We start from the raw sequence: 11,378 nt of genomic DNA, 5'->3' as shown, positions 1-11,378 counted from the left end.
TTCATGGAGTCAGCGGTCAATATCTTCAAGAGTACGTTAGCGAATTCTGTTATCGATTTAATCGTCGTTTTTGGGAACATGAGCTTCCAATGCGTTTACTGAACGCATGCCTTGCCCATGCTCCGGGCAAACAACTGAAAATAGTTTAGAGCCATATAAAATTTTAAGCATGACGCCGGGATTGGAAGAAAAAGCAATTATTCAAGATTTCCTCTATTCTATTCCAGCGTATCTTTGCGCGTTGGAATGAGTTCGATATCCGGCAAATTGTCTGCCACCTCTTGATACGTTGTGCTCCTGCTGAGCACCGCGATAACTCCAGGCAGCGGCTCTGGCCAAATTTCTGGCAAATCAGCTTCTCCGGGAGTGATAAGATTGAAGGCCAGTTGCTCGATAGGTGGGCAGAATGCCGCTTTCACCCCTTGCTTATTGCCCCGGGCATCGAGGCGATACCAGCCATAGTGCTCTAAATACACGGCGTTGAGACCATGAAGGCAAAACGGCGGAACATCGGTAATGGTCAATCGTTGATAACATAAGCCTGCGGGAATGGCATTTGCCCGGAGCAGTCCTGCCAGGAGATGGCTTTTTGCATAACAGTAGCCGGTTCGATGCCGCAGGACATCGGAAGCTTTACATGTTACCGGATTTAATTGGTAATCCAAGCTATGCTTTATTTCGTCACGGACAAATTCATAGCATCTGCAAGTGATATCTTCAGGGCTGGAAAGCCCTTGGGCAAGCTCTTGCGCCTGAGTGTAGACCTCTGGATTATCCCAATCTATATAGGTTGTTGCGGCTAAATATTGTTTCATGTTTCCGTTTGCACAGACTGCTGCGAAAAGGTTCGTGGAGAGTATCCCGGCACAGGTCACCCCTGGGGATTCGTTGTCTCCGGTTCGGGGACGCTCAACAGCTCTTGGCAAGCGCCTTCATTTCGTTTTCTTCAGTCTTCCTATACCCCCCATCATTGGCGAGGCAAAGAAGATTGTCTCAGTTTTTTTTAATCGGGACTCCCTCTCGGCGAAAAAATCGTCGATATGGGTATACTCGAAGAGTGAGTCATCCGAGAGGTTGGTCGGTACGGAAGGGACAAAGGTGATTTTTTCATTTTTGTTAGACGGACCGGATAGGACAATCTTTGCCTGCATTGTATTTTTGTGTATAAAGGGGGCATGCTGACCCCTTCTTGTCAGCTTTTCTGAAACATCACCCTGAATCCGTGACGGCGGGTGGGCATTGAACAATGCATCCTTTCAGCGGAAGGAATTTTTTTTAACGAATTCATGTTTTGTTCAGTTTCACCTGACGCCCTGATGCATGCTCACGGATTCAGGCTCAAATTCTGTGGGCAAGCCTGCCCCACATCATGTGCATAAGGATTCAAACACTATGGCCAACGAAGCGAACAAGATCATCTATTCGATGATCAAGGTAAGTAAAAAATACAATCAGAAGCAGATTTTAAAAGATATTTCCCTCTCTTATTTCTATGGAGCCAAGATCGGCGTGCTCGGTCTCAATGGTTCGGGTAAAAGTACCTTGCTCAAGATCCTCGCCGGGATCGACAAGGAGTACGAGGGCAAGACCATCCTTTCAGAAGGATTCACCATTGATTACCTGCCTCAGGAGCCCCTGCTCGATCCCGAGAAAACCGTGCGCGAGGTGGTGGAAGAGGGAGCCCAGGCCACGGTTGATCTCATCAACGAGTTCAACCAGATCAACGAGAAGTTTGCCGAGCCCATGGATGATGATGCCATGCAGGAACTGATCGAGCGTCAGGGCGCAGTCCAGGACAAGCTCGATGCCATGGATGCCTGGAACCTGGATTCCCGCCTGGAAATGGCCATGGACGCCCTGCGTTGTCCACCTGCAGACAGTCAATGCGGTGTGCTCTCCGGCGGTGAAAAACGTCGGGTGGCACTTTGCCGTATCTTACTTAAAAACCCGGACATCCTCCTCTTGGATGAGCCTACCAACCATCTGGATGCGGAATCGGTGGCCTGGCTGGAGCAGCATCTCCAGCAGTATGCGGGCACGGTTATCGCCGTGACCCATGATCGCTACTTTCTGGATAATGTTGCTGGCTGGATCCTGGAGCTGGATCGCGGACATGGTATCCCCTGGAAGGGGAACTACTCCTCCTGGCTTGAGCAGAAGCAGAAACGTCTGGCTCAGGAAGAGAAAAAAGAAAGTGACCGTCAACGGACTCTCTCCCGCGAGCTGGAATGGATTCGTATGAGCCCCAAAGGGCGTCGCTCCAAATCCAAGGCTCGTATCACCGCCTATGAAAACCTGCTTAACCAGCAGAGTGAAAAGGCTGCTGGCGATATGGAGATTTATATTCCGCCGGGACCGCGTTTAGGGAAGCTGGTGATCGAGGCCAAAGAACTTTCCAAGGCCTTTGAAGGAAGACTCCTGGTGGATAACCTGGAATTTTCCCTGCCACCCGGTGGTATTGTCGGTATTGTCGGACCCAATGGTGCCGGTAAGACAACGCTCTTTAAGATGATCACCGGACAGGAAGAGCCCGATGCAGGAACCATTCGCGTGGGCGAGACAGTGAAGCTTGCCTATGTGGATCAGTCCCGTGATGCACTTGATTCTAAGAAAACCATCTTTGAGGTCATCTCTGAGGGGCAGGAGAACATCTGGCTCGGCACCCGTGAGGTCAATGCCCGCGCCTATGTGGCCAAATTCAACTTTACCGGCTCCGATCAGCAGCAGAAAGTGGGCGAGATCTCCGGTGGTCAGCGTAATCGGGTCCATCTGGCCAAGATGCTCAAAGAGGGCGGCAATGTGCTTTTACTCGATGAGCCCACCAATGACCTGGATGTCAACACCATGCGCGCCCTGGAAGAGGCATTGGAGAACTTTGCCGGTTGTGCCGTGGTTATCAGCCATGACCGTTGGTTTTTGGATCGTATCGCCACCCATATCATGGCCTTTGAAGGCAACTCCGAGGTTGTCTGGTTTGAAGGCAACTACTCTGATTATGAGCAGGATTACAAAAAACGCAAAGGCGCTGACGCCGAGCAGCCGCACCGCATCCGTTATCGTCAGTTGACCCGCGATTAGCTCTTCCTCTTTCTCCACATTCCCCGCCACTTAACTGACCGATGCTGGTGGCGGGGAATTCTTTCCACTTTCCCCCTTGCTGTACCCGATTTGGCTCCCTGCTAGTCACCGGGACATCCCTCCAGAGAGTAAAAATGACCGCTTCCTTTCAGTTTGATTTTGATACGGTGACCGACCGTCACGCTTCCAGTAGCCTCAAATGGGACCATTACAAAGATCAGGATATCCTGCCAATGTGGGTGGCGGATATGGATTTTGCCTCACCTCCAGCGGTTTTGGCCGCGCTGCATGAGCGGGTGCAACATGGTGTTTTTGGCTATACTTTGGCCCCGGATTCTTTGCTGGAGGCTGTGCTCGTCCACCTTGAGCAGCAGTACAGTTGGCAGGTTCAGCCCGAATGGCTGGTCTGGTTACCTGGTTTGGTGAGCGGGCTGAACGCTGTGTGCCGTGGGGTGGCTGGTGCAGGCGAAGAGGTTATCACCTTTACGCCCATCTATCCTCCCTTTATGAGCGCTCCTGAGCTCATGGGGCGGAAGACCGTGCGGGTACCGCTTGCAGAGAATGGCCAGCGTTGGACCATGGACCTGGAGGCCCTCGCAGCTGCCATCACGCCGCAAACCAAGTTGCTGCTGCTCTGCAGCCCCCATAATCCGGTTGGCCGTGTCTGGAGCCGGGATGAGTTGCTTGGACTTGGTGAACTGGCCTGCAAACATGATCTGATTATCTGCAGCGATGAGATTCACGCCGACCTTGTCTTGGATACAGACAAAAAACATCTGCCTCTGGCATCGCTTGATCCGGAGATCAGTCGCCGGACCATTACCCTGCAGGCTCCGAGTAAAACCTACAATATTCCTGGCCTGGGCTGTTCCTATGCCGTGGTTTCTGAGCCCGCCCTGCGCCTGCGTCTGCAACGTGGAATGGAAGGAATCGTCCCCCATGTAAACGCTCTGGGGTACGTGGCGGCCGAGGCAGCCTACCGGCACGGTGAGCCTTGGCGTCAGGCCCTGATTTCCTATCTGCGGGCAAACCGTGAGCTGCTCATGCACTTTATTGATGGTATCCCCGGCCTTGTTGTGAGCCCTGTGGAAGCCACCTATCTGGCCTGGATCGATCTGCGCGAGCGTGGCATTGAGCGGCCACAGCAATTTTTCGAACAGGCAGGAGTTGGGCTCTCTGGCGGTCGTTCCTTTGATTTGCCGGGATTTGTCCGCCTGAATTTTGGTTGTCCGCGCCTGCTTTTGGAAAAGGCTCTGGCACGCATGGAGCGGGTACTGCGCTGATTTTTTTCCCCTCAGGTGATCTGAAATTTCGGCTCTATCCCTTTGCCTCCTTTTCACAATAGCCGCTAGCAGGAGCAACTCCGGAAAAGGGATTTACAGGCGTCTAAAAAATTGTATGGCGTCAACGTCCGGCTGTGCTTATAGATGAGCGATGAGCTAATGTATGGAGTACAGATTTGCCTGTGCTACAACGTGGGGCCTTTGGCCTGCCTTTGAAATTGCTGAATCAGGAAACCAATGAGCTGTACCGAGCACGACCAGGGCAAATCGCTGCTGGTCGAACGAAAATTTTATACCTTTGCCGAGCCGCCAGATGGCATGTTGCTGGAATCCGGTACCAGACTGGGCCCGATAACACTGGCGTATGAGACCATTGGCGAACTCAATGCCGAGCGGACCAACGCCGTTCTGGTGCTCCATGCCTTTTCTGGAGATTCCCATGTGGCGGGTCGCTTTCAGGAGAACGACGACCGGCCAGGCTGGTGGGATCATATGGTGGGGCCAGGCAAGCCCATTGATACCAACAAATATTTTGTTATCTGCTCTAACATTCTGGGGAGCTGTTGCGGTTCCACTGGCCCGGCATCGATCAATCCTGAGACCGGCGAATTTTACGGCCCGGATTTCCCCATGGTTACCATTCAGGACATGGTACGGGCACAGAAATATCTGATCGATCATTTGGGCATTAAAAAAATTCTTTCACTGATCGGCGGCTCCGTCGGTGGAATGCAGGTGCTGCGTTGGTGTGCAGATTTTCCCGAAATGATTCGTTCTGCCATTCCCATGGCCACGACCGCCCGCCACTCTGCCCAGGCCATCGCCTTTAATGAGGTTGCCCGGCAGGCCATCATGGCCGATCCGGAATGGAACTACGGCAACTATTACGATGGCCCAGGGCCCAATCACGGTCTGTCGGTTGCGCGGATGATCGGGCATGTGACCTATCTTTCCCATGAGGCCATGCGTGAAAAATTCGGGCGACGGTTACACAGCAGTTCACTCTCTTTTGATGTGGGCAGCGATTTCCAGGTGGAGAGTTATCTTCACCATCAGGGCAGAAAATTTGTCGATCGCTTTGACGCCAACTCGCTCTTGTATATAACCAAGGCCGCTGATTTCTTTGACCTGGAACGGGGCGGGCATAATCTTTTGGTCAACGATGCCCTCTCAGATGTCTGTTTTCTGGTGATCTCCTTTACCACCGACTGGCTCTACCCCACCTATCAGTCCCGGGATATTGTCTCTGCCCTGAAAAAGAATGGCAGTGATGTCAGTTTTTGCGAGATAGAGGCCCAGGGGGGGCACGACTCCTTTCTGGTTCCCAACGAGCGGCTCAACAGTTTAATCAGCGGTTTTCTTGAGCGGATGTACAATGAATACGTTGAATAACCAACAAATACCGGAGATGCGGTTTGATCTGCAGGTGATCGCCTCCTGGATTGAGCCGGAAGCCACCGTGCTTGACCTGGGCTGTGGGAATGGAGATCTGCTTGCGTTTTTGAAAAATCACAAGCAGGTGAGTGGAACCGGTATTGAACAGGCTGAGGAGAAAGTTGCCCGCTGTATCGAACGCGGCCTGACCGTGCTTCAGGGGGACTTTCGTTTTGAAGTCAGTGATTATCCCGAAGATCGCTTTGATGTCGTCATCCTCAGTCAGACCCTGCAGCAGATTCGCAATCCGAAAGAATTGTTGGTTGATCTCCTGCGGATAGGTAAACGGGTGATTGTCAGTTTTCCTAACTTTGCCCACTGGTCTTCGCGGCTGCAGTTTTTTTTCTTGGGGACAGCACCGGTCAATAAACAACTGCCCTATCAGTGGTATGACACGCCAAATATTCGGGTTATTTCTATCCGTGATTTTAAAACCTTTTTACGCATCTCCGGAGTTCGCACAGCCCGCGAGATTGCCATTAACACGCACAGTCAGGACTATAGAGGCAAGGAAATTCACTATTTGAAGAACTTACGTGCCACGTACGGTATCATGATGTTAGAGCGGGTCACATGAGCCGATTTTTAGAACAAGGTGCAGGTAGAATGGGAAAACAGGACGTCTTAGCCGGAAGTTGCCAGATGGAAACAATTACCGCCGACAAGGTGCAGAACCCTATCCCCGATGCGGTGGCCTCGCTGTCCAAAGGGTTTAAGAGCGGTCATTGGGCCAGTCATATCGAGCCGGTTGCCATTCCCTCCAAACAGGCGGTCATTGATCTGCTCGAGCAGGCGCAACGGATTTTGTTTCCGGGTTTTTTTTCCCCCGACATCCTGCGGCCAGAAAATTTGGAGTACCATCTGGGCCAGCAGATCAGTTTTTTCTTTGAGAGTTTGGCCAGTCAGATCAGCTCGGCCATTCGTCATGACTGCTTTCGCCATAATCAGGCCTGTACCCTCTGTAACGAGCGCGGCTATGAACTCGCCGCAGCCATGATTGCATCCCTTGCCGAGATTCGCTCTACGCTGGAGACGGATATCGAGGCGACCTTGACCGGGGATCCGGCGGCAGCCAACTCCGATGAGGTTATTTTCAGTTATCCCGGGCTTTTTGCCATCATGGTTTACCGTTTGGCGCACCGCCTGTCCGAGCTTGAGGTGCCGTTAATTCCCCGTATCATGAGTGAGCATGCCTATCATCGCACTGCCATTGATATCAACCCGGAGGCCAGTATTGGCTCACATTTTTTTATTGATCATGGCTCCGGTGTGGTCATCGGCTCCACCACCACCATCGGCAACCGGGTGCGCATTTATCAAGGTGTGACGTTGGGTGCGCTTTCTCTGCCAAAAGACGCGGGAGAGCGGCTGCGTAATGTCAAGCGCCATCCAACCATTGAAGATGATGTTATCATCTATGCTAACGCCACCATCCTAGGTGGAGAGACAGTGGTTGGCGCTCGTTCTATCATTGGTGGTAACGTCTGGCTGACCGAGTCCGTCGGCCTGGACACACGGGTTATGCTCGAGCAGCCTAAACTGGTCTATATCGGGCCGAAATAGGGAGAAACCATGCAATACTGTAGTGACGTTACTCTGGCTGTCGGGGGCACCCCACTGGTTCGACTGGGGAAACTCAGTGAAGCAACCGGGGCAGAGATTTTAGTTAAGCTCGAATCTATGAATCCCCTGGGCAGTATTAAAGATAGGGTGGCGGTGGCCATGGTGAACGATGCCCAGGAGCGGGGCCTGCTTTCTCCCGGAGCCACCATTATTGAGCCCACCAGCGGCAATACCGGCATTGGCCTTGCCTCCGTTTGTGCTGCTCGGGGATATCGTCTGATCTTGACCATGCCCGAGAGCATGAGCCTTGAGCGGCGTAAGCTGCTTGCTCACCTTGGGGCCGAGTTGGTGCTCACTCCGGCAGCCGAAGGCATGAAAGGTGCTGTGTCCCGGGCGACCGAGCTGCATCGAGCCACGCCGGGATCCTGGATGCCGGATCAGTTTAACAATCCGGCCAACCCACGGATGCATTACCGTATCACCGGCCCGGAGATCTGGCAGCAGACGGAGGGGAAAATGCATGGTTTTGTCGCCGGGGTGGGAACCGGGGGGACCATCAGCGGGGTTGGGAAGTATTTGAAAGAACAGGATGCTTCCGTGCATGTCGCTGCCGTTGAACCTTCAGCCTCGCCTGTACTTTCCGGGGGAAAAGCCGGACCGCACAAAATTCAGGGTATTGGCGCTGGTTTTGTGCCGGAGAATGTGAACCGGGCAGTGATTGACGAGATTCTCACGATCAGTAACGAATCCGCTTTTGAGCAGGCACAACAACTTGCCAGGCAAGAGGGGATCCTCTGCGGTATCTCCAGTGGAGCGGCCCTTGCCGGAGTGCTTGCCCTGGCAGCCCAGGAACGATTTCAGGGCAAACGGATTGTCTGTGTTCTGCCCGATACCGGAGAGCGGTATCTGAGCACGGATTTGATTTCGTGAGTGGGGAGAGTCGTTGTAAACGCTGTGGCCAGTGCTGCCAGCAGGGGGGCCCGGCTCTGCACGGTGCAGATCTTGCTCTGCTTCAGGCTGGTCAGCTCACCCAGGAGGATCTGGTTACTGTACGCCGTGGTGAGCTTGCCCTGCAGCCCATGGCTCAGACTCCTGAGCCGGTGAGCAGCGAATTTTTAAAGGTAAGCGGGAAAAACGGTTCCTGGTGCTGCTTGTTTTACAATGAGGCGGAAAAGGGCTGCAGTCGTTATGGGCACCGCCCTGTTGCCTGCGGCCTGTTGGATTGCACAAATACCGGCCCCCTGCTTGCCATTGCGGGTAAAGATCTCCTGACCCGTTTTGATTGTATTGTCACGGACGATCCCCTCCTTCCTGTGGTCCATGAGTACGAAGCACTCTGCCCCTGTCCGGCGTTGGGGGAAATTGCCGGGGAACGCCAACTGGGCCCATTTGCACCTGAGCGACTTGAAGAACTCAGCCAACTCGTCCGGCAGGATCTTGCATTTCGCGGCAGAGTCACTGCCCGTTTTTCCCTCTCTTTGGGGCAGGAGCTGTTTTATTTTGGCCGCCCCCTCTTTCAGCTGCTTGCACCTCTTGGACTTCAGGCGGTGCAGAGCCCCCAAGGAATTGTTCTGACCCAGAGGTGAAGGGAGATACCCGTTTTCAGCCCACACCGGTTGACTGCAGCAGGAAAAGCATTTAGAGTGGCGCAGGTTTTTGTCGTTCTTGTTCAACGCCTTATTCGTTTTAGACGATGTTTTTCTGAATCACGGATTCAGTTCCTGCGACGAAGATGTCTTGTCCATCTTTTCCCTTACTAACCGCCTGAGGTGCGCTGATGACGACCCCCACGACCCAATCTCTGCTGGAAAAATTTGACGAACTCGGCGACACCTACCTCCGTGACGAGGTGGAGCAGGCGCTGCAGCTCAAAGAAGAAATCACCCCTTTACTGCTACAGGTTTTGCGGGATGTAGCGGAAAATCCTTTGGTGTACACTCTGGAGATGCGCAATGCCCATGTGTATGCGGCACTCTTGCTCTCCGAATTCCGTGAACCTGCGGCCCATGAACTCTTTATCAGTGCTTTTCTCATTCCGGAAGAACAACTGGTTGATATCTGGGGCGATTTGACCACGGAGACGTTGCCGACCTTTTTGTACCGTACCTGCTCGGACTCACTTGAGTCAATTAAAGCTTTGATCATCAACCGTGAGGCCGATCAGTTTGTTCGCTGCGCTGCCATGGAGTCGCTCTCCTATGTGGTGGCTTTTGACCCCAGCAAACGGGAAGAGGTGCTCAACTTTTTGCAGGGATTATTCACCGGCGAAGAGGCTGCCAAAGAATCTTATTTCTGGGGCAACCTGACTGCCACACTCTGTGACCTCCATCCGGGGGAATCCATGGAGTGTATTCAGGGGGCTTTTGAGAAAAAACTGATCAGTGATGTCTTCATCACCCTGAGCCAGGTGGAAGAAGCGGGTAAACGAAGCCTGGAGCAGGCCCAGGAAGATCTGAAAACCTGGGTGACCGCCCGTATGCCGACCGACGTCCATGCCTATATCTCCTGGTTTGCTGAATTTAATCAGGAAGATCGCGTCGAGCCACAGCCAAAGGTTAAACCCAAGAAAAATTCAGGAAAGAAAAAGGGCAAGAAAAAAGGGAAAAAATAATCCCCTCACTTGTTGTTTGCGAGGGCATTGTTCCCCCCCAGAGGAAGGAATTCATCGCTCTGCTCAGGCTGGATTATTTCGGCAAAACTGACAACGGTATTCTTTCCTCTGCGTTTGCTTTCAAACAGGGCATGGTCGGCATTGCCCAGCAGGTCGACCATGGTCTCTGCATCGTTGGGGTACGAGGCCACCCCGCAACTGATTGTCAGGCGTACATCCAGTTGCTGCTCTCTCAGGAAATGATGGGCCGCAATGGCCGCCCGAATTTCTTCCGCACGTACGGTCCCGCTCAGGCGATCGTGGCTGGGCAGCACCAGCACAAATTCATCTCCCCCATAACTTACCCCAAAACTGTCCTCCGGTAATAGAGGGCGTATCACCTCTGCAAGTTCGGCAATGGCCCGGCTCCCGTTAAGATGGCCGTAGGTGTCGACCACATGTTTGAATGCATCAATATCAATAAAGACAATGGATAGCGGCTGCTGCGGGTGCTCTGCCATCTGGTGTTGCAGGGCCTGGTAGAGATAACGGGTATTGTAGAGGCCGGTCAGATCGTCAAGAAAGGAGAGTTTACGATACATTTCCTGGCTGGCCTTCAGGGCCAGCTGCGTCTGATGGAGAGCCAGGTGCGTGCGGACGCGGGCAAGCAACTCCTCCTTGGTTGAGGGCTTGATGATATAGTCCTGGGCTCCTGCGGTAAAGCCACTGATAATGTGTTCCTTGTCGTTGCTGGCGGTGACAATAAGAATCGGTATGTTGCTGGTGACAGGGTTTGCCTTGATGCGCTTGCAGGTCTCGATGCCGGTGATGCCTGGCATGTCGATATCAAGCAGGATCAGATCAGCAGGAGTCGTGACCAGCATATCCAAAAGTTCCTGACCACTGTTTGCCGTGAGCACTGCATACCCCTGGCGAACCAGCATAGACTCCAGGAGTTTGACCACCACCGGATTGTCGTCGACAACGATAATTGGATTGTCTGTTGTATGATCCGTTCGTTTCATGTGTACCGTTTTTGCACATCTGGGAAATGTTCGTCTACTTGCATGGTCGAAGAAAATAGGGCCTTTGTCAAGCCGGGCGGGATACTGTTTGTGCAGATATTGCAGGTTCATTGAATAAAAGACGGGGAAGCAAACGCTTCCCTGTTCTTCAGGTGGATGCAAAACCAGTATTTTTTTTATTCAATCCATTAGTTCTACTTTGGGGATCATCCGGCAGAGCATAACTTCTCTTCACTCTGTGCTTTATACGCAGAATCGATGGATGCCTGTCGTTTTCGGTGTCGCTTTTCCAACTGCTCCAACATTTCAGATTCCGTAATGTCTCGTCGGGGCAAAGTAGCCTTGAGAATTACCGCAATATCAGCGCAGCTCAAGAGCGGTATTTCCGTTTTGTTGGTGATCCGT

Annotated in this window: 10 protein-coding genes and 2 pseudogenes; 9 read left to right on the top strand and 3 right to left on the bottom strand. The window is 52.7% G+C overall.

The features are described from left to right. Positions 1–149 (top strand): annotated as a pseudogene (locus JWJ90_RS21560) (IS1595 family transposase); the annotation flags it as partial. A 69-nt stretch (positions 150–218) separates the two neighbouring features. On the opposite strand, the gene JWJ90_RS21555 reads toward JWJ90_RS21560, so the two are convergent. Then, positions 219–815: a transglutaminase-like domain-containing protein gene (locus JWJ90_RS21555; RefSeq protein ID WP_205229289.1), complete on the bottom strand. Its 597-nt coding sequence runs from the start codon at positions 813–815 to the stop codon at positions 219–221. Between the two features lie 577 nt (positions 816–1,392). Here JWJ90_RS21555 and ettA point away from each other — a divergent pair. The 8 genes from ettA to JWJ90_RS21515 all read left to right on the top strand — a co-directional run bounded on the left by ettA (position 1,393) and on the right by JWJ90_RS21515 (position 9,969). Next, the gene (ettA, locus tag JWJ90_RS21550) at positions 1,393–3,078 is read left to right on the top strand and encodes an energy-dependent translational throttle protein EttA (protein ID WP_205229288.1); all 1,686 of its coding nucleotides are present in this window, start codon (positions 1,393–1,395) and stop codon (positions 3,076–3,078) included. A 134-nt stretch (positions 3,079–3,212) separates the two neighbouring features. After that, a complete protein-coding gene (locus JWJ90_RS21545; RefSeq protein ID WP_205229287.1) occupies positions 3,213–4,361 on the top strand; it encodes a MalY/PatB family protein in 1,149 nt (382 codons plus the stop codon). Positions 4,362–4,598: 237 nt separating this feature from the next. Beyond that, complete coding sequence (metX, locus tag JWJ90_RS21540) at positions 4,599–5,753, top strand: homoserine O-acetyltransferase MetX (RefSeq protein WP_205229286.1); 1,155 nt, start codon at positions 4,599–4,601, stop codon at positions 5,751–5,753. Beyond that, positions 5,737–6,372, top strand: a complete 636-nt coding sequence (metW, locus tag JWJ90_RS21535) for a methionine biosynthesis protein MetW (RefSeq protein ID WP_205229285.1) — start codon at positions 5,737–5,739, stop codon at positions 6,370–6,372. Before metX ends, metW begins: the two co-directional genes overlap by 17 nt. Before the next feature lie 29 nt (positions 6,373–6,401). After that, positions 6,402–7,358 carry a serine O-acetyltransferase gene (locus JWJ90_RS21530; protein WP_240195094.1) on the top strand — a complete coding sequence of 319 codons (957 nt, stop codon included), beginning with the start codon at positions 6,402–6,404 and terminating at the stop codon, positions 7,356–7,358. Positions 7,359–7,367: 9 nt separating this feature from the next. Continuing rightward, positions 7,368–8,288 carry a cysteine synthase A gene (gene cysK, locus JWJ90_RS21525; RefSeq protein ID WP_205229283.1) on the top strand — a complete coding sequence of 307 codons (921 nt, stop codon included), beginning with the start codon at positions 7,368–7,370 and terminating at the stop codon, positions 8,286–8,288. Beyond that, complete coding sequence (locus tag JWJ90_RS21520; RefSeq protein ID WP_205229282.1) at positions 8,285–8,944, top strand: YkgJ family cysteine cluster protein; 660 nt, start codon at positions 8,285–8,287, stop codon at positions 8,942–8,944. The genes cysK and JWJ90_RS21520 overlap by 4 nt, the downstream gene beginning before the upstream one ends. Positions 8,945–9,135: 191 nt before the next feature. Beyond that, positions 9,136–9,969, top strand: coding sequence for a DUF1186 domain-containing protein (locus JWJ90_RS21515; protein ID WP_205229281.1), 834 nt, complete (start codon positions 9,136–9,138; stop codon positions 9,967–9,969). Between the two features lie 5 nt (positions 9,970–9,974). Here JWJ90_RS21515 and JWJ90_RS21510 read toward each other — a convergent pair whose 3' ends face one another. Next, positions 9,975–10,973 carry a diguanylate cyclase gene (locus JWJ90_RS21510; protein WP_205229280.1) on the bottom strand — a complete coding sequence of 333 codons (999 nt, stop codon included), beginning with the start codon at positions 10,971–10,973 and terminating at the stop codon, positions 9,975–9,977. A 206-nt stretch (positions 10,974–11,179) separates the two neighbouring features. Beyond that, positions 11,180–11,378: pseudogene (locus JWJ90_RS21505) on the bottom strand (hypothetical protein); the annotation flags it as partial.

Origin of the sequence: Desulfobulbus rhabdoformis (assembly GCF_016919065.1) — a bacterium.
In the GTDB taxonomy this organism is placed as follows: domain Bacteria; phylum Desulfobacterota; class Desulfobulbia; order Desulfobulbales; family Desulfobulbaceae; genus Desulfobulbus; species Desulfobulbus rhabdoformis.
Note: the sequence above shows the minus strand (reverse complement) of the source record. Positions and strands in the feature narration are given on the sequence as shown.

What these genes read in the sequence shown, in the direction of transcription:
- JWJ90_RS21545 (WP_205229287.1), top strand. Translation starts at nt 3,213, where the DNA reads ATGACCGCTTCCTTTCAGTTTGATTTTGATACGGTGACCGACCGTCAC.
- JWJ90_RS21555 (WP_205229289.1), bottom strand. Translation starts at nt 815, where the DNA reads ATGAAACAATATTTAGCCGCAACAACCTATATAGATTGGGATAATCCA.
- JWJ90_RS21530 (WP_240195094.1), top strand. Translation starts at nt 6,402, where the DNA reads ATGGGAAAACAGGACGTCTTAGCCGGAAGTTGCCAGATGGAAACAATT.
- JWJ90_RS21515 (WP_205229281.1), top strand. Translation starts at nt 9,136, where the DNA reads ATGACGACCCCCACGACCCAATCTCTGCTGGAAAAATTTGACGAACTC.
- cysK (WP_205229283.1), top strand. Translation starts at nt 7,368, where the DNA reads ATGCAATACTGTAGTGACGTTACTCTGGCTGTCGGGGGCACCCCACTG.
- JWJ90_RS21510 (WP_205229280.1), bottom strand. Translation starts at nt 10,973, where the DNA reads ATGAAACGAACGGATCATACAACAGACAATCCAATTATCGTTGTCGAC.
- metX (WP_205229286.1), top strand. Translation starts at nt 4,599, where the DNA reads ATGAGCTGTACCGAGCACGACCAGGGCAAATCGCTGCTGGTCGAACGA.
- metW (WP_205229285.1), top strand. Translation starts at nt 5,737, where the DNA reads ATGAATACGTTGAATAACCAACAAATACCGGAGATGCGGTTTGATCTG.
- ettA (WP_205229288.1), top strand. Translation starts at nt 1,393, where the DNA reads ATGGCCAACGAAGCGAACAAGATCATCTATTCGATGATCAAGGTAAGT.